Raw genomic sequence first — 16996 nt, forward strand, 5'->3', positions numbered from 1 at the left:
GATTCATCGTCTGCGCGGCGACGGAAGCAGGAAACCTCCGTGAGCCTCATGCCTTGATGGTTGAAGCGGCTGTCAAGAACCCCGTTGTCGCGCGCTGAGGTAAGTACCGTTGCCGCATGGGTGTATTCGGATCCTCCCGGCCATCGCTGGAGCAGTTGCCGATCATCGCCGTGGCCAGCGGCAAGGGCGGCGTCGGCAAGTCGAGCGTCGCGGTCGCGCTCGGGCGCGAACTGGCCCGCGGCGGTCTGCGGGCCGGACTGGTCGACGCCGACATCGCCGGACCCGACGTCCCGAGCATGCTCGGGCTGCGCCGCGACGTCCCGGCCAGGACGGTCACCCTTGCGGGTTGGGCGCCCGACGGGCGGGACGGCCCGGGCCTGGAAGCGATGGAGATCGACGGCCTCAAGGTCGCGTCGGCGGGCTTTCTCATGGCCGGCAGCCAGGGGCTCGCGCTCGGGTCGGACCTGAGCGATCTTCTGCTCGGTCGCCTGATCAAGGAAACGAACTGGGGCGACGTCGAGGTCCTCGTCGTGGATCTTCCCCCGGGCATCAGCTTCACCCAGCAGGGAGTCCTGTCCGGCGCCGGGAGGGTCGCCACGATTCTCGTGGTGACGCCGGCCGAGGTCTCCCACCTGGACACCGGCCGCGCGCTCAGCACGCTGCGCGAGGTTCGGACGCCGGTGCTGGGCGGGGTGGAGAACATGGCCTACTTCGAGTGCCCTTGCTGCGGCGAGCGGACCGAACTGCACAAGCCGGCACCCGCCGAGCGCACCATCTGGGCCGCCGGCGTCGAACGACTCGCGCGACTCCCGTTCCGGCCCAACGCGGCGATCACCACCGCCGACATCGCCCCGGTCCTCTCTGCGGTGGCTGCGCACATCGCGGCGTGACCGTTCCGGTGCGCGTCCTCGGCAGGGCCGGCATTGGTCCGAATCTGTTCACTTTCGCCCCGGTACCCGTGCGCGTCGGGTTCCGCGTCATGGGCGCGGTGACCAGCGGAGTGGCTGACTTCCTCGGCTGAAACGGTCGATGGTCATCTCGGTGGTCCGGTCGGTAGCGTCCGGTTTCGACCTTCCACCGAAGATACGGAGTCCCATGCTCAACAAGATCGTTCGGGGTCTGCTGGTGGGCGCGCTCGCGTTCGCCGGCACCTCGGCCGCGGTGTCCACCCCGGTCCACGCCGCGGCGAAGACCTACAAGAACTGCACCGCCTTGAACAAGGTCTACAAGCACGGCGTAGGCAAGAAGGGTGCGAAGGACAAGGTGCGCGGCAGCACGAAGAAGGTCACGAACTTCAAGGTGTCGAACGCCCTGTACAAGGCGAACAAGAAGTCGGACCGCGACAAGGACGGCATCGCCTGCGAAAAGCGCTGACCCGCCCGCAACGGGATGAGGGCAGGTGGTGCCCTCATCCCGTGCTGGGAGTCAGCTGGGCTCCGGCAGCGGGCCGGTGGGCAGCAGGCGGCGGACCACCTTGCCGGTGGGGTTGCGGGGTAGCTCGTCGAGGAACACCACGTCGCGGGGGACCTTGTAGCGGGCCAGGTTCGCGCGTACGAAATCCTTGATCTGCTGGGGGTCGCGGGGAGCGTCGTCGGTCAGGACGACGAAGGCGCGCAGGCGGGTGCCGAACTCGGCGTCGTCGACGCCGATCACGGCGGCCTCGACCACGTCCTCGCGCTGGGCGAGCAGGTTCTCGACCTCCAGGGGGTACACGTTCTCGCCGCCGGAGATGATCATGTCGTCGTCGCGGCCGTCGATGAAGAGCAGGCCCTCGGCGTCGAGGTGGCCGAGGTCGCCGGTGGCCATGTGGCCGTCGATGACCTGTTTGCGCTGGCCGTCGGTGTAGCCCTCGAAGGGTATGCCGGTGCGGACGAAGACCCGGCCGATCTCGCCGGGCCTGGTGATGCGGCGGTCCTCGGCGTCGAAGAGGGCGACGTGGACGGTGACCGGCGGGCGGCCGACGGTGCCGGGTGCGCGCCGGGACTCGTCGGGCTTGGCGACCGAGGCGACGGCGACCTCCGTCGAGCCGTACACGTTGTGCACGACGTCGCCGAAGATGTCCTGGAAGCGGGTGGTCAGCTCGGGCGCGAGGGGTGAACCGGCGACGAAGACGGTCCGCAGCGACGTGGTGTCGTACTTGCCGATCACCTCGGGTCCCAGGGACAGGATCCGGGTGAGCATGGTGGGCACGGCGACCAGCATCTCGGCGCGGTGCTCGGCGATGAGCCGCAGGATGTGTTCGGCGTCGAAGCGGCGCATCAGCACGGCGTGGTTGGCCAGCGAGAGCCCGACGGTCCAGGCGCCGAATCCGGTGCTGTGGAACAGCGGCGACGCGATCACCGCGGCGCCCTGGCGGGGGAACGGGATCCGGTCCGCGATCAGCGCGCTGGCCAGCGGCGACACCTTGGTGCGCGGCGCGCCCTTGGGAAGTCCCGTGGTGCCGCTGGTCAGGATGATGAACCCGCCGGGCTGCTCGGGCAGCGGCAGCGCCGTGGTGGGGTGCGCGGCGATCAGCTCGTCGATCGACGTACCGGGAGCGGAACCCCAGGTCACGTACCGGGTGATGGTGTCCGGCAGCCCGTCGACGACGTCGGCGAACTCCTCGTCGTAGAGCACGACCTGGACCTTCTCCCGGGCGGCCACCTCGATCAGCTGCTGCTTGGCGAGTCCGGTGTTCATCAGCGCGAGGCGCAGCCGGGCGCGGGCGGTGGCGCTGATCGCGAGTAGCAGGCCGCGGTGGTCGCGGGCCAGGACCGCGACGACCGAGCGTTCCGGCAGGCCGAGGCCGTTCAGGGCGTGTGCGAGGGCGTTGGACTGCTCGTCGAGCTGCCGGTAGGTGAGGGTGCCGCGTTCGTCGGTGACGGCCGGGGCGTCGGGGTGTTCGGCGGCGGCCTTCATGATCAGGGCGGCCTGCGGGCCGAGCCGGGCGTTGTTCACGGCGGCGCGCAGCAGCCGGTCGGGGCGCAGCAGGTTGATGATGCCGATCTGGTGCATACGGCCGACGGCGTGCAGGTGTTCGAGCGTGTTCCTGATCATGGACGACACCTTCGTTCGGTTGGGGGGTGCGAGCAGCTAGCGGCCGGTCCAGACGGGTGCGCGTTTCTCGGCGTACGCGCGGACGCCCTCGGCGGCGTCCACCGAGGCGATCACCTCGCCGGCGATCCCGGAGAGCCGGTCGAACGCCTCCGCGGTGCTCCAGTCGCCGTGCTCGTCGACGATGCGCTTGGACAGGAGCACGGCCAGCGGTGCGTTGGCGGCGATGTGGTGCGCCAGTTCGAGCGCGGTCTCCAGGGCCTTGCCGGGTGCGGTGACGCGGTTGACGAGCCCGAGTTCGTGCAGCCGGCGGGCCGGCATCGGCTCGCCGGTGAGCGCGAGTTCCAGGGCGGTGGCACGGGGCAGGCTCCGCGCGAACCGCAGCACCCCGCCGGCCGCGGCGACCAGGCCGCGCTGGACCTCGGGAATGCCGAAGGCGGCGTCCTCGCCGGCCACGATCAGGTCGGCGGCGAGCGCGAGCTCGCAGCCGCCGGCGACGGCCGCGCCCTCGACGGCGGCGATCAGCGGCTTGCGGGGCGGCCGGGCGGTGAGGCCGAGCAGGCCGCGGCCCTCGGTGACCGGATACTCGCCGCGCGCCGCGGCCTTGAGGTCCATGCCCGCGCAGAACACGGTGTCGCCGCCGGTCAGCACGGCGACCCGGGCGTCCGGGTCGGCCTCGAACGCGTCGACGGCGCGTTCCAGGGCACGGGCGGTGGCCAGGTCGACGGCGTTGCGGACGGCGGGCCGGTTCAGCCGGATCACGGTGACCGGGCCCTGCCACTCCACCTGTACGGGCGGTTCGCCGGCCGGCGGCAGCGGCGCGGGCGTGGTGTCGGCGACGGTGAAGCCGTCCCCGGTGACGTCGATGCGCCAGCCGAGCGGATCCTCGGCGAGCAGCCGTTCGATCAGCGCGCGGTCGCGGGTGCGGCGGACCACCCGCGCGCCGTCCGGGGTGAGCGCGGTGACGATGCCGGCCTCGGGCTCGCCGTCGCGGCCGTACGGGACGGTGTACGCCTCGAGGACGGCCGTGCCGGTGCCGGCCGGTCCGGTCTTGCGGGCGGCGGGCCGGGGCAGCCGCAGGTCGGCGTCGATGTCGCGGTATCCGCGCTCGGGTGGGCGGGCGGAGAAGACGCCGATCGCGTGTTTGGTGAGGTACCAGCCGACGGCGGTGGCCAGGCCGTACCCGTCCGGGTCGGCGCGCAGCAGCGGCACCAGGTTGGCGACGGCGTGGCCGGCGTAGTTGTTGCCGGGCCCGCCGGCGAACGTGAGGCCCCCGGTCACGGTGAGCGGGCGGGCCGGGTCGTCGATCGGCAGGCCGAGCTCGGCGGCGGCGATCTGTACCGCCGACGGGAAGCAGGCGTACAGGTCGACGTGGCGGACGTCGTCGATGGACAGCCCGGTGTGGCCGAGCACGGCCCGCCCGGCGGCGGCGATCGCGGGGGAGGAGGCCAGGTCGGCGCGCTCGGTGACGTACCACTCGTCGGTGGCGTGCGCGCCGGCGTGCGCGAACACCCACCGGTCCTGTGCGATGCCGGCCCGCTGCGCGGCCTCCGCGCTGCACACGATGATGCCGGTGGCCTGGTTGACCTGCAGATGCGCGGTGAGCAGCTTCGGGTACGGCGCGGCGATCGGGCGGTTGGCGCCGCCGGGTGCGCCCAGTTCGGCGGCGGTGCGGCGGCCGGGCAGCCAGGCGTACGGATTGGTCGCGGCCACGTCGCAGAACCGGGACCAGAGCTCGGTGATCCGGGCGCGGTGCTCGTCGCGGGACAGCCCGAGACGGCCGCGGATCGCTGACTCGATCAGCGCGTACAGGTGGATGGGCGCGACCAGGCCGGCCGCGGTCTCGGCGTCGTTGTTCGGCACGGTGTCGACGCCGATGGTGCGCGCCGGGGCCGTACCCTCGCGCTGTCCGGGCCAGGCCAGGTCGCGGCCCGCGCGTTCGGCGGCGGCGGCGGTCGCGGCGGCCTCGGCGCCGCCGAGCAGGGCGACCGAGACGTGCCCGGCGGCGATCGCGGCGGCCGCGTCGTTGAGCAGCCGCAGCGAGCCGTCCCCGCCGAGCAGGCCGGTCTGCACGGTCTCCGCCGGCCGGGCGTCGAGCGCCTCGGCGATCAGCGCGGCGCCGTCGGGGTACTGCCAGGAGACGCTGGCGACGTAGCCGACCGAGTCGGCGGCGGCGAGCAGTTCGTCGCCGGCGCCGGCGTCCCGCGCGGCGAGCCGCAGCGCGCGCACGGCGAGCGACACCGGGTCCGCGCCCCGCGGTTCGGTGGAGCGGTCGGACACCTGCCCGACGCCGACGATGACCGGGGTCCACGGGTCGAGGTCGCGGCCGCTGCGCTCGTGGCGGATCGGCGCGCCCCGGGTGCGGGGCGGCCGCCCCGGTGTGGCCCGCGCGGCCGGGCGCGGCACCGGCGGCGCCTGCTCGCCGACGGCGGTGGCCAGCTTCTCCAGGGACTTCTGCATGGCCTCGGCGAGGTTGCGGGCCAGCATCGAGCCGAGCGGCCCGTCGGCCGTGCCGCCCTCGACGCCGCCGTCGCAGCGCACCAGCGCGCCACCCGCGGCGGGCGCGACGGACAGGTAGAACCCGACGGTGATGCCCATCGGCCCGGTGCCGTCCAGCCAGACCGTCCGCGGCGGCGCGATGCCGGTGACCGTCCAGCGCACGTCGCTGGGCACGCCCATCAGCTTGACCCGCTGCGTCATCCGCTCGCCGGGAACGAGGCCGGCCGGCGGCTGCGCCGGCCAGCCGGCGTGCAGCACCAGCCAGTCGCCCATCCGGGCGGGGTCGGCGAGGACCGCGAAGATCCGGTCCGGGTCCGCGGCGATCTCGGCCGCGGCGACATAGGGGTACGCGAAGACGCGCGGCTGTTCCACGGCGGTCAGCACGACGGGCGGCGCCGGCCGCCGGATCAGGCGGCTCAGCGTGGTGGCGGCCATCGCCCGGCCGACGGCGAGGCCGGCGCGGAGCCGCGCGTACGGACGCATCGAAGATCCCCTAACAGTCTGGCGTGACGGTATGTCAGTGACCTGGGTCACGGCAACCCGTACGAGATCTTGGAGTGGACCGAACTAACCGTCAAGGCGTACGGTAAGTGCCGTGATGGAAACCGGCCGGCGAACCCAGGCGCAGCGCCGCGAGGCGACCCGGTCGAAGATCCTCGACGCGACGGTGCAGTCCCTGGTCGAGCGCGGTTACGCCGAGACCACGACGGCGGAGGTGCTGGCCCTGGCCGACGTGCCCCGGGGCACGCTGCTGCACCACTTCCCGACCAAGGTGGACCTGCTCGTCGCGGCCGTGCAGCACCTCGCCCGGCGGCGGCTCGAGGTGCTGTCCACCGAGGTCGCCACCGTCCGGACCACCGCGCCCGGCGGCACCGACCAGTTCGACGCGCTGATCGACATCATGTGGCGGCACTTCTCCTCGCCGCTGTTCTGGGCCGCGCTGGAACTGTGGACCGCCGCCCGCACCGACGCCGAGCTGCGCGCGGCGCTGATGCCGGTGGAGAAGGAGCTGTTCGGGGTGCTGCACGAGCGTGCCCGGCACCTGCTGCAGGGCCCCGCACCCGGCGACCCGCGGCTGGCGACCGTGGTGCAGCTCAGCTTCGAGGTGCTGACCGGCCTGGCCATGACCGGCATCGTCAGCGGCGACCTGGCCCAGCGCGAGGTGCTCATCCGGCGCTGGAAGCGCGCCGGCGCCATCCTGCTCGGCCGGCGCGATCCGGAGACCCTGGTCGAACGCGGTGCAAAGGAGACCTGATCATGGACGATCCCTTCGAGACCCCCGAGCGGACGGCGCTGCGCCAGTCGACCGCGCAGTTCGTACGCCGTGAGATCGCGCCGCACCTCGACGACTGGGAGCGGGCCGGCGAGATCCCGCGTGACCTGCACCGCCGCGCCGCCAAGGCCGGGCTGTACGCCGTCGGCTTCCCCGAGGAGCACGGTGGCGACGGCGGCGACACCGTCGACACGGTCGTCACCACCGAGGCGTTCCTGGAGGCGGGCGGATCGTCCGGCTGCCACGCCGCGCTGTTCACCCACGGCATCGCCCTGCCGCACATGATCGCGTCCGGCGACCCCGCGCTGATCGACCGGTTCGTCCGGCCCGCCCTGGCCGGCGACGTGGTGTGCTCGCTCGGCGTCACCGAGCCGGACGCCGGCTCGGACGTCGGCGCGCTGCGCACCACCGCGGTCCGCGACGGCGACGACTACATAGTCAACGGCGCCAAGATGTTCATCACCTCGGGCACCCGCGCCGACTTCGTCACCACCGCGGTCCGCACCGGCGGCCCCGGCGCGTCCGGCATCAGCCTGCTCGTCATCGAGAAGGGCACGCCCGGCTTCGCGGTGTCCCGCCGGCTCGACAAGATGGGCTGGCTCTGCTCGGACACCGCGGAGCTGTCGTTCACCGACTGCCGGGTGCCCGCCCGCAACCTGATCGGCGCCGAGAACGGCGGGTTCATGCTGATCGCCCAGGTGTTCGTGCCCGAACGCATCATCGCGGCGGTGCACGCGTACTCGGTGGCGCAGCGGTGCCTCGACCTGACGCTCGGCTACGCACGCGCCCGGGAGACGTTCGGCAAGCCGTTGATCGCCCGGCAGGTGGTGCGCCACAAGCTCGTCGGCATGCGGCAGCGCATCGAGCTCGCCCGCGCGTACACCCGGCTGGTCGCGGCCCGGCACGCGGCCGGCGACCAGGTCGCCGCCGAGGCGTGCCTGGCGAAGAACGCGGCGGTGGAGGCCTGCAAGTACGTGGTCGACGAGGCCGTGCAGCTGCACGGCGGGATGGGGTACATGCGCGAGACGGAGGTGGAGCGGCACTACCGCGACACCCGGATCCTCGGCATCGGCGCGGGCGCCAGCGAGGTGATGACCGACCTCGCCGCGAAGCTCTTCGGCTACGACCGCTAAGCCTTCACAACGGGCGCGCCGATTCTCCACATCGGCTGCCTAGCGTTTCCGGCATGCGTGTGACGATGATTCTTCCCGCGTTGACCGAGGCGACCAGCCCGCTCTTCCGGCCGGTCAAGTACTCGCTGTTCCCGCCGCTCGGGCTGGCCACCCTGGCCGGCTACCTGCGCGACGACGACGAGGTGCGGATCCTCGACGAGCACGTGGAGCGGATCGACTCGCAGGTCGCCGACGACCGGCCGGACCTGGTGGTGATCCAGGTGTACATCACCTCGGCGCGGCGCAGCTACGAGCTGGCCGACCGGTACCGCGAGCGCGGCGTCTTCGTGGCGCTCGGCGGGCTGCACGTCACGTCCCTGCCCGACGAGGCCGCCGCGCACGCCGACGCGATCTTCCTCGGCCCGGGCGAGGACACCTGGCCGCGCTTCCTGGACGACTTCCGCGCCGGCGCGCCCGCGAGCCGGTACGCCTCCACCGAGCGCACCCTGAAGGGCCTGCCGCCGATCCGCCGCGACCTGATCAAGCGGGAGCGCTACCTCGTGCCCAACTCGATCGTCGTGTCCCGCGGCTGCCCGCACCACTGCGACTTCTGCTACAAGGACGCGTTCTTCACCGGCGGCAAGTCCTTCTACACCCAGCTGGTCGACGACGCCCTCGCCGAGATCGAGCGGCTGCCCGGGCGGCACCTGTACTTCCTCGACGACCACCTGCTCGGCAACCGGCGCTTCGCCGAGGCACTCTTCAGCGGCATGGCCGGCATGGGCCGGGTATGGCAGGCCGCCAGCACCGTCGACGCGATCCTCGCGCCCGGCCTGCTGGAGAAGGCCGTCGCGGCCGGGATGCGCAGCGTGTTCGTCGGCTTCGAGACGATCAACGAGGCCAACCTGGCCGAGCAGCGCAAGCGGCAGAACGTCGGCCGCAGCTACGAGGCGGTCGCGCGGCGGGTGCACGACGCGGGCGCGATGATCAACGCCAGCTTCGTCTTCGGCATGGACGGCGACGGACCCGACGTCTTCGACCGTACGGTCGACTGGGCGGTCGCCACCGGCCTGGAGACCGCGACGTTCCACATCATGACGCCGTACCCGGGCACCGCGCTGTTCCGCCGGATGGACGCGGCAGGGCGGATGGTGCACCGCGACTGGGACCTCTACGACACCCGGCACGTCGTGCACCGGCCGCGCGGGATGAGTGCCGAGCAGCTCGAGGCGGGCTACTGGCGGGCGTACCGGGACTTCTACACCTGGCCCGCCATCTGGCGCGGCGCCGCCGGCAAGCCGGGCGGCGACCGCCTGCGCCATCTCGCGTACGCGGGCGGCTGGAAGAAGTTCGAGCCGGTCTGGGACGTGCTCATCCGCTCTGGTCAGGTGCTGCGCGCCCTGCCGCTGCTGGAGGCCGCGCTGAACAGGTTCCATCGCCGATAACGGTCCTGTTCTGACCGCAATCGGTGGCAGGGTGGGTGCCATGGACACAAAAGACATCCAGGTCACCTTCGACGCACGCGACCCGCGCGCGCTGTCCTCGTTCTGGCGCGACGTGCTGGGCTACGTGCACCCCGGGCCGCCCGGGGTCGAGCTGCCCGAGGGCGCGGACCCGCTGGCCGCGTGGGACGACTTCCTCGTACGGATCGGCGTGCCCAAGGAGCAGCACAACTCGCGATCGGCCATCGAGGACCCGACCGGCAACGGCCCCCGGCTGTTCTTCCAGCAGGTGCCCGAGGACAAGGTCGCGAAGAACCGGGTCCACCTCGACGTCCGGGCGGCTCCCGGGCTGCAGGGCGACGAGCGGATGGCGGCACTGGAGGCCGAGTGTGACCGCCTCGTCGCGCTGGGCGCGAAGCGGGTACGCCGCGACGACCCCGCGCCACCGCTGAGCGCCGGCTTCATAGTGATGACCGACCCCGAGGGCAACGAGTTCTGCCTGGACTGATCATCCACTCCCCAACGAAGCCCCGCCTCAGAGAGCCGGGGCTTCGTGGCTATCGCCGGCCGAGTCCGAGCACGTCCCGGTAGACCATCCCGCGCCGGCTCCAGGAACCCTTCGACATGCCACTGACACTCACACCGGCTCGGCGGAGCTGATGGTTGCCATAGAACGCGATCACCAGAAAGGCGAGCATGAGCAGGTTTGCGGTCCAGCGCGGCAGGAAGGACAGGTCGATGTTCGGCAGAAGCACCGCTGCGATCACCAACATCGCCCGAAACGCCCAGACTCCCGCCCGGTATTCGGACCTGTCACGAGCGGCCGCGAGGGCTTCTTCGGCAGTTGACACGCGGGCACCTTAGCTTGCCATGATCCACCGGGGCCGGCTGGGCGCATGCGCCGCAGCGGATGTCGTAAATTGCAGGCCAGAAAAGCAGGGGCACGGGCTTCGTTAGGCTGAAAGGGAACGGTCGATCTTTACCCGTCCTGGCGCAGACATGTAGGAGAACGACATGACCGCCGTGGCCTCGAAGCAGGTGCCGGACCGGCCGGAACCGGATCCGCGGCCCGGTGTGGTGAAGGCCGGATTGCTGGCCGCCGGGAGTTTCGCCACCGCAACAGGCACCCTGGTGGCTGTTGCCGGTGAGTGGGGCACGCCGGACGCCACCGTCCGGTACGCCATCACAGTGGCCGGCGTCATCACGGCGATGGCCCTCGTGATCGCAGCCGTGTATATCTGGCCCCGGAAGTAGTCGACTGCGCGGAGCGTCAGTCCAGGAATGTCACGGTCTCCGACAGCGGGGCTCGGCGGATCCGTGGATGCGCGACCGTCGGATCCGCGAAGCCGATCGACATGCCGCAGAACAACATTCGTTCAGGCGGCGGGGAGATCACCTCGGCGACGCTGCGGTGATACTCCGCCCATATCTCCTGTGCACAGCTGTGCAGTCCTTCGGCCCGCAGTAGCAGCATCACCGTCTGCAGGTAGATACCGACGTCGGCCCATCGCGGCGTCGGCATGTCCCGGTCCAGATAGCAGAACAGCGCCGTGCCGGCACCGAAGCAGTTCCAGTTCTTGGCGCGGATCCGGGCTCGGCCCGCGACATCCCCGCGCGCGATGCCATGCGTGCCGTAGAGGACTTCGCCCAGTGCCGCCATGCGTTCGACGTATGGCGAACGCGGCTCGGGCGGGTAGTTCGCAAACTCTCGATCATCACGGGAGCCGCCGGCGGCGAACCGATCGGCCACCGTCTTCTTCAGCCTGGCCAGCGGTTCACCGGTCACCACGTAGACATTCCATGGCTGCATGTTGCTGCCCGACGGGGCATCGGCGGCCGCCGCCAGTACCCGTTCGAGAACCTCGCGCTGGACGGGCTGATCGGTGAAGCTACGAATCGACTGCCTCGTTCGCACCGCATGATAGACGTCCATCGAGTCCATCATCCCAGCTCCGTGACCATCTGCGGGCCTGGGGGCGGAGTCTGGGCGAAGTGCTACGCGGCGGCCTCCACGTTGCGTACGCCGCGGAAACAGGTTGCGATCTAGGCGTCCGGACTGAGCCGATTCCGCCGGTTCGTCAGGCGCTCGCTGCCCGGATCGAGAAAGTCGATCAGGTCGACCAAGGCGTTCTGGACGTAGACGAGGCGCTCCGGGCGCTGTCCAGGTAGCGCGCCAATCGCCTTGCCGGTCCGGTCGAACCAGCGGGCGAATCCGGGCTCCTCCAGTTTGGCGACGAAGGACGCGTATCCCATACACTCGGCCCTCGTGGCCGGTCCCGTGGCGCCCGGATCCATGGCCATCAGTTCGCCGATCGCCCGCTGTTCTCCACGGTAGATGTAAAAATCGTCGTGCCATTTGGACGTGCTGGCGAAAGCGTCTCGGACACCCTCGATCCGTTTCAGCAGCTGGCGGGTGTCCTCGGCCGCGCCGAGATCGAGGAACTGCAGGTCACGCCGGATGATCTCAAGCCAGCCGAAGAACTCCGCGATGACGAACAGCGTGTTCGACCGGTAGTAGTCCGGGTGGCGGCCGCCACGGAATCCGTCTGGTCGCATCACGTTGAAGATGCGGCTCTGCAGGTCGAAGGACGAGATCAGCAGCGGATCCCGATAGCGCGCGACCAGTCGTCGCGCCTCCGCTGTCTTGTTGTCGGCCTCGCGTTTACGCAGGAGAGTGTCGGCCAACTCCGCATTGAAGCGCGACTGCTCGAGTTGGAGGTTCGCCATCTCGCGGGCGGACCGCCGCCGGGAGACCTCGACGAAGGCCGCCGAGGTCAGCGACAGCCCGGCAGCGACGAAGGCGACCAGTAACGCCGAGGTGGAAGCCGACACGGAACCTCCGGGGTCAGAAGCCTGCGAGAAATCGACAGTAGCGGCTACTCGCGGGTGGTGGTGTCCGAAGGAGACATACCGTTTCTACCTCGATTGACCAGCAACCAGTCGACTTCCAGACGAGGTCCAGTCGTCGCCGAAAACATCACCGGTAGCCACGGTCGCAGTCATCCATTAAGGAGTGTCATGGGAACTGTGACGGCTACCGTCTCTTCGTCGTCTCCTCGCCGTGCCGGCCGCCGCGTCGGCCGGCCTCGCACTCGTCGTCGCGCCGGCTGGCGCGTAGGCGGCCAGTCCGCGTGCTGTGGTCAGTGCCGCCGCCGCCAAGCCGGCGCCGATCAGCGTGAATGTCGCCGGTGCTCCGATCCGCTGCGACGTCAGCTACGGCAACGACGTCACCGTTTCCGGTGGATTCCTCAACGTGACCTGGGCGGTCGCCTGCCGGTGGAGACCGACGCCATCTTCATGACCGTCGGTATCGCCCAGCGCGGCGTCATCCTCGCCCCGGTGCTGCCCTGTCCGGTGATCGTCGGCGCAGCCGGGACCTGCAATCACCGGGTGCCCTTCGACGGAACCTCGGTGCGCGTACAGAGCCTCATGGATGCCGTCGTGACCTGGAAGGACGGCTACCCGCCGATCAGGGGAAGGTTCCTCTCGCCCGGTTCCATCATCACCTGAACCGCTCGCTGCTGAGCTGACGCGCCCTGCCGCCGGGAGGGTGCGTCACCAGCGCCAGCGCAGGAAGCGGCGCTGGTAGCGGACGATCAGCCGCCCGGCGCGCTGCTTGCCGTGCACCACGAAGTGCCGGCCGGGGCCCGACGCGTGTGCGGGGATGCCCCGGACGCCGGCGGAGCCCGCGATGAACTCCACGCCGTCGATGTCCGCCGAGGCGCCCGCCGGCAGGACCAGCGTCGTCGTTCCGGCCGAGACGTTGAGCTCGATGTCGACGACGCTGTGGCCGATGACGGCGTCGGTGAAGTCGAGCTTCACCGAGCCGGCCCGGGCCGTGACCAGCAGCCGCCGGGGAACGACCCACGTGCCCTGGCGCTTCAGGGTCGCGGCCGTGGTGCGCAGCTCCGTGAACTCCGGTGCCGGCCGGGCGATGGTGACGCCCGGGATGTCGGCGACGTGCGGCGCGACGTCGCCGAAGGTGCGCGCCGCCAGCACCGCCGACAGCCGCTCCTCGAACTCGTCCAGCGAGATCCGGCCCTCGCCGAGCGCCTGCTGCAGTCGCTCGACGACCCGGTTGCGGTCGGCGTCGGACATGCGCCATTCGGGAGGGTGCGGCACCAGCTCCTCGCTCACCTCGCCACTGTAAGGGAGGGCCGTCTTATCCGGGTACGGAGAGCAGGGCGCGCGCAGCAGCGGGAACCCGACCAGGGCGACCGTGCCGAACAGGGTGATCATCGCGGGACATGGATGGTCGCTTTGGAGGCTTCTATCCGGTATGCCGCGGCCGGGCGGGGCCGTGCGACGATCGGGTGATGACCGATGCCCGTCACGACGCGGATCCCGCCACCGGCCGCCGGGACGGGCCCGGCCCCTGGCCGCACACCCTGTCCACCGCCGTCCGAGCGCTGGTCGGCGGCGGCAGCGTCATCTTCGGCCTGTACGTGGGCGGCATGAACGCCGCCGCCTACGAGGCGGAGCGGAACGTCTCGGTGTTCGCCGCGGTGCTGATCGCCGGTGGGATCCTCCTGATCGCGCGGGCGCGGCATCGGCAACGAACAAGCCGGACCGGCTGGATCGCCGGCACGGCAGTCGGCGCCGTCGGGCTGCTGGCCGGCATCGTGATCCCGATGGGGCAGACCTGCTGCGACGCCTTCTGGACGGTCAGCCTGGGATTCCCGCTGCCGTGGAGCACTGGCGGCGGCGACACCTGGTCGCAGGCCGTCGGCGACGCCTGGCACGGAGCTTGGGACCCGGTCTCGGCGATGGCGAACACCGCATTCTGGGCATACACGGGCCTGGCCGTCGCGATCGTCACCGACCTGTTCCGCCGCGCAAGGCAGAACTGACCCCGTGGTGATCAAGATGCAGGCCGTCGTGGAGGTTCCGTCCTTCGATACCGGGTCGCCGCCGCCGTGGCCGGTCGCCCCGATGGCCGCACGGTCATGGCTGGCGCTCGCGGCGGATTGCACCGACCCGCAGGTCGGACTGTTCGTGGCCGCGTTGGCTCACCGGCTGGACGTGGCCGTTCCCGGCGGGCGTGACGAAGTCGTGGACACCCTGCTCACCGAGGAGTTCCTCATCGTGTCCGGTGGCCTGCGCCTGGTCGATACGGTCACCGGGACGGCGGTGGTGCCGGGCTGCTGCGCGGGTCTCGAGGACTGGCGGGACTGGGCGCAGGCGGTCGCCGGTGGGTCGCCGTGGCTCGGCCACGACCCGGGGCCGGAGATCGAGGTCGTCGGCGACGACCTGCGCGTCTGGCAGGAGGGCGGTCCGGACCGTGAGCGCGGCCGGTGGGCGAGGACGAAGGTCCTGTTGCCCCGGGACGCGCTGCCTGGCCTGCTCATGGACGTGCACCGGGAACTGCGCGGATTCCTCGCCGCGCTCGATGCCTGGGCGACCCGGATCGGGCTGGGCGAACGCGGCGATGCCCTGGTGGCGACCGTCGACCGGCACTTCTCGATCACGGCGCCCTGGGAACTGCCGGCCGTCAGTAATGCGCGAGGATCTGGGTGACGGGGTGGCCGAGGAGTGCGGCCACGTCGGCGAGTTCCGCGTCGTCGAGCTCGTACCCGGCCCGGGTCGGATTCATGGCGCAGACCTCGAACCGGGCGAACCCGACCGGCCAGTCGTACCGCAGTGAATCCAGGGTGACGACCGCCGCGCAGCACGGCGGCCGGACGTCCAGGCTGTCGAAGGCCTCGCCGTTCTCCTCGACCAGGCGGAAGAACCAGTCCACCTCGATGTCACCGGCGCAGCTCGGGCAGGAGATCCGGGTGGTGTTCTCGCCGGCGTCGATCAGCGTGACCCGGTCGTAGAACTCGGCCTCGACCTCCTCGACGTCGTCCCCGGGCCCGGCGAACAGTCGGGCGACATAGTCCGCCGCCGCCGCGGCGTTCTCGGGTGTCGGCTGCCATTGCTTGTCGGTGGGGATCAACCGTAGGTAGCTGTCGCTCACGGCTCTCAGCATGCAACAGCGGGCCCTGTCACCTTCCGTGATGAGGCGGACGCCGGGAGGGTTGTGACGAGGACGTCATACCCGTCGGTAGCGATGTGTCGCCGCCGGTGGCGGTGTGTCGCGAAGGGACCAGGTCATCGGGTAGATCGACGCGGTGCCCAGGTCGGTGCGCGGCCGCCGGCCCCAGGTGGACTCTGTGGACCGTCCGCCGGCGCGAGTGATCTCACTTAAAGTGATGAATCCGTTCGGTATTGCGAGCTTGACATTGATCTCTCTAATTCACTTATAGTGACCGCCGTGAGTGGGAGTGTGCGATCCGTCGGTGTGCTCGAAATCCAGCCTGAACTGGGTGGGGCCGAAATCGTTTCGGCGTGGGGCGAAGTGCCCGCTTTAACCGAGCGTGTTGAATTTGAAGGCGGCGCGGACGGTTCGCTCGGGAGCCTCGTTGCCACCCTGGGTGACGAACCGGCCCGGAATGCGTGGCACCGATGGTTCCGGTCGGAGCACGACGGAGTCGACGTGGGGCTGAGTCTGTTCCCCTTCGACGTCGAGGACGACTGGTGTCCGGAACCGGCGCGGCCGGGCCCGGCCGCGCCCAAGGCGCGCCGCACCGGGAAGCTCAGGTCCCGGCGGATGCGGATCGCGCTGGCCGGGATCGCCTCGATCGCCGTGCTCAATCTGGGTGCCTCGCTCAGTGATCGCGCCGCCCCGCCCGGTGGTACGCCGGTGCCCGGCGGTGCCGCACCGGGCGGTCCGGGCACGCCGCAGAGTCAGGCGCACATCGACGGCCTGCGCTTCTTCCCGCTGCCCGCGCAGTCGGCGTCGGTCGGGGCACGTGCCAACGGAGCCGGGCCCGTCGCGCGACGGTGACCGCGAATTGATCTTGCTGGCGGTGCATCCGTTACGATCCTTCCGCCTGCCGCGCCGCGGTCTCGTGCCGCGTGCGCAGGGGCCCGGCCAGGCGCGCGCGACGACGTAACCGGACCCGGCAGGAGGCGGCGACCCACAGTGGCCCATTTGCACTACCGGCATGCGGCGATGAACAGCGGCAAGAGCACGATGGTGCTGCAGTACCGGCACACGTACGCCGCGTGTGGCCGCCGAGGGCTGCTGATGACCCGCCTCGACCGGGCCGGTACCGGCATCGTCTCCTCCCGCATCGGCCTCACCGCCGACGCCCTCGAGATCGGTGCGGAGGCGGACCTCACCGACCTCGTCCTGCTGCGGCCCGGCCCGAGCGTCGACCACGTCATCGTCGACGAGGCCCAGTTCCTGTCGCCGGAGCAGGTCGACCAGCTCGCCGCCCTGGTGGACGACCACAACATCGACGTCTTCGCGTTCGGGCTGCTGTCGGACTTCCGCGGCCTGCAGTTCCCCGGCTCGGCCCGGCTGGTCGTGCTGGCCGACGTCGTCGAGGCGCTGCAGGTGTACCCGATGTGCTGGTGCGGCCAGCCGGCGCGGATGAACGCCCGGGTGGTGAACGGGGTGATGGTCCGCGACGGCGACATCGTCGTGGTCGGTGACACCGAGGCCGGGGTCGGCTACGTGGTGCTGTGCCGGCGCCATCACCGGGCCGGGCAGCCGTACGCCCCGGAACGGACGCCGGTCGCCGCCGGCCACGTCGAATAGCGCCAACCGGCTTGTCGTCGTCGCGACTGCGGTATGAATGAGTTGAATC

At 71.0% G+C, this 16996-nt stretch carries 19 protein-coding genes; 12 read left to right on the top strand and 7 right to left on the bottom strand.

What is annotated here, in order from left to right; translation table 11 throughout:
• Positions 1 to 116: 116 nt before the first annotated feature.
• Together ACIBSW_RS18650 and ACIBSW_RS18655 are read left to right on the top strand one after the other, a co-directional pair.
• Complete coding sequence (locus ACIBSW_RS18650) at positions 117 to 890, top strand: P-loop NTPase (RefSeq protein ID WP_354726480.1); 774 nt, start codon at positions 117 to 119, stop codon at positions 888 to 890.
• A 205-nt stretch (positions 891 to 1095) separates the two neighbouring features.
• Entirely contained in the window at positions 1096 to 1374 is a 279-nt protein-coding gene (locus ACIBSW_RS18655) for an excalibur calcium-binding domain-containing protein (protein WP_354726482.1), read from the top strand.
• A gap of 51 nt (positions 1375 to 1425) precedes the next feature.
• Here ACIBSW_RS18655 and ACIBSW_RS18660 read toward each other — a convergent pair whose 3' ends face one another.
• A complete protein-coding gene (locus ACIBSW_RS18660; protein WP_354726484.1) occupies positions 1426 to 3036 on the bottom strand; it encodes an acyl-CoA synthetase in 1611 nt (536 codons plus the stop codon).
• 36 nt (positions 3037 to 3072) lie between these two features.
• The gene (locus ACIBSW_RS18665; protein ID WP_354726486.1) at positions 3073 to 6015 is read right to left on the bottom strand and encodes a crotonase/enoyl-CoA hydratase family protein; all 2943 of its coding nucleotides are present in this window, start codon (positions 6013 to 6015) and stop codon (positions 3073 to 3075) included.
• 115 nt (positions 6016 to 6130) lie between these two features.
• On the opposite strand from ACIBSW_RS18665, the gene ACIBSW_RS18670 reads away from it, so the two are divergent.
• The 4 genes from ACIBSW_RS18670 to ACIBSW_RS18685 are packed head-to-tail and all read left to right on the top strand — an operon-like array spanning position 6131 to position 9867.
• Positions 6131 to 6787, top strand: a complete 657-nt coding sequence (locus ACIBSW_RS18670) for a TetR/AcrR family transcriptional regulator (RefSeq protein WP_354726526.1) — start codon at positions 6131 to 6133, stop codon at positions 6785 to 6787.
• Positions 6788 to 6789: 2 nt separating this feature from the next.
• On the top strand, positions 6790 to 7938 hold the full coding sequence (locus ACIBSW_RS18675) for an acyl-CoA dehydrogenase family protein (protein ID WP_354726488.1): 1149 nt from the start codon (positions 6790 to 6792) through the stop codon (positions 7936 to 7938).
• A 53-nt stretch (positions 7939 to 7991) separates the two neighbouring features.
• On the top strand, positions 7992 to 9362 hold the full coding sequence (locus ACIBSW_RS18680) for a B12-binding domain-containing radical SAM protein (RefSeq protein ID WP_354726490.1): 1371 nt from the start codon (positions 7992 to 7994) through the stop codon (positions 9360 to 9362).
• Positions 9363 to 9402: 40 nt separating this feature from the next.
• Positions 9403 to 9867 (top strand): VOC family protein, encoded by a 465-nt coding sequence (locus ACIBSW_RS18685; RefSeq protein WP_354726492.1) that lies wholly within the window; start codon positions 9403 to 9405, stop codon positions 9865 to 9867.
• Between the two features lie 49 nt (positions 9868 to 9916).
• Here the strand turns inward: ACIBSW_RS18685 and ACIBSW_RS18690 are convergent, their stop codons facing one another.
• On the bottom strand, positions 9917 to 10210 hold the full coding sequence (locus tag ACIBSW_RS18690) for a hypothetical protein (protein ID WP_354726494.1): 294 nt from the start codon (positions 10208 to 10210) through the stop codon (positions 9917 to 9919).
• Between the two features lie 163 nt (positions 10211 to 10373).
• Between ACIBSW_RS18690 and ACIBSW_RS18695 the strand changes: the two genes are divergently transcribed.
• Positions 10374 to 10613 carry a hypothetical protein gene (locus tag ACIBSW_RS18695; protein WP_354726496.1) on the top strand — a complete coding sequence of 80 codons (240 nt, stop codon included), beginning with the start codon at positions 10374 to 10376 and terminating at the stop codon, positions 10611 to 10613.
• 16 nt (positions 10614 to 10629) lie between these two features.
• Here ACIBSW_RS18695 and ACIBSW_RS18700 read toward each other — a convergent pair whose 3' ends face one another.
• Together ACIBSW_RS18700 and ACIBSW_RS18705 are read right to left on the bottom strand one after the other, a co-directional pair.
• Positions 10630 to 11304 carry a nitroreductase gene (locus tag ACIBSW_RS18700; protein WP_354726498.1) on the bottom strand — a complete coding sequence of 225 codons (675 nt, stop codon included), beginning with the start codon at positions 11302 to 11304 and terminating at the stop codon, positions 10630 to 10632.
• A gap of 98 nt (positions 11305 to 11402) precedes the next feature.
• Complete coding sequence (locus ACIBSW_RS18705; protein WP_354726500.1) at positions 11403 to 12191, bottom strand: hypothetical protein; 789 nt, start codon at positions 12189 to 12191, stop codon at positions 11403 to 11405.
• Positions 12192 to 12635: 444 nt separating this feature from the next.
• Here ACIBSW_RS18705 and ACIBSW_RS18710 point away from each other — a divergent pair, with 444 nt between their 5' ends.
• Positions 12636 to 12869, top strand: coding sequence for a hypothetical protein (locus tag ACIBSW_RS18710; protein WP_354726502.1), 234 nt, complete (start codon positions 12636 to 12638; stop codon positions 12867 to 12869).
• Positions 12870 to 12914: 45 nt separating this feature from the next.
• On the opposite strand, the gene ACIBSW_RS18715 is transcribed toward ACIBSW_RS18710, so the two are convergent.
• Positions 12915 to 13496, bottom strand: coding sequence for a DUF1707 domain-containing protein (locus ACIBSW_RS18715; RefSeq protein ID WP_354726504.1), 582 nt, complete (start codon positions 13494 to 13496; stop codon positions 12915 to 12917).
• Between the two features lie 179 nt (positions 13497 to 13675).
• On the opposite strand from ACIBSW_RS18715, the gene ACIBSW_RS18720 reads away from it, so the two are divergent.
• Both ACIBSW_RS18720 and ACIBSW_RS18725 read left to right on the top strand, forming a co-directional pair.
• Positions 13676 to 14209, top strand: a complete 534-nt coding sequence (locus ACIBSW_RS18720; protein ID WP_354726506.1) for a hypothetical protein — start codon at positions 13676 to 13678, stop codon at positions 14207 to 14209.
• 4 nt (positions 14210 to 14213) lie between these two features.
• Positions 14214 to 14876, top strand: coding sequence for a hypothetical protein (locus ACIBSW_RS18725; protein WP_354726508.1), 663 nt, complete (start codon positions 14214 to 14216; stop codon positions 14874 to 14876).
• Here ACIBSW_RS18725 and ACIBSW_RS18730 read toward each other — a convergent pair.
• Positions 14851 to 15318 (bottom strand): hypothetical protein, encoded by a 468-nt coding sequence (locus ACIBSW_RS18730; RefSeq protein ID WP_354726510.1) that lies wholly within the window; start codon positions 15316 to 15318, stop codon positions 14851 to 14853. The genes ACIBSW_RS18725 and ACIBSW_RS18730 overlap by 26 nt on opposite strands.
• A gap of 297 nt (positions 15319 to 15615) precedes the next feature.
• On the opposite strand from ACIBSW_RS18730, the gene ACIBSW_RS18735 reads away from it, so the two are divergent.
• Both ACIBSW_RS18735 and ACIBSW_RS18740 read left to right on the top strand, forming a co-directional pair.
• Positions 15616 to 16188, top strand: coding sequence for a hypothetical protein (locus ACIBSW_RS18735; protein ID WP_354726512.1), 573 nt, complete (start codon positions 15616 to 15618; stop codon positions 16186 to 16188).
• 138 nt (positions 16189 to 16326) lie between these two features.
• Complete coding sequence (locus ACIBSW_RS18740; protein ID WP_354726514.1) at positions 16327 to 16947, top strand: thymidine kinase; 621 nt, start codon at positions 16327 to 16329, stop codon at positions 16945 to 16947.
• Positions 16948 to 16996: the final 49 nt, after the last annotated feature.

It is taken from the genome of Actinoplanes sp. NPDC049668, from assembly GCF_044465445.1.
In the GTDB taxonomy this organism is placed as follows: domain Bacteria; phylum Actinomycetota; class Actinomycetes; order Mycobacteriales; family Micromonosporaceae; genus Actinoplanes.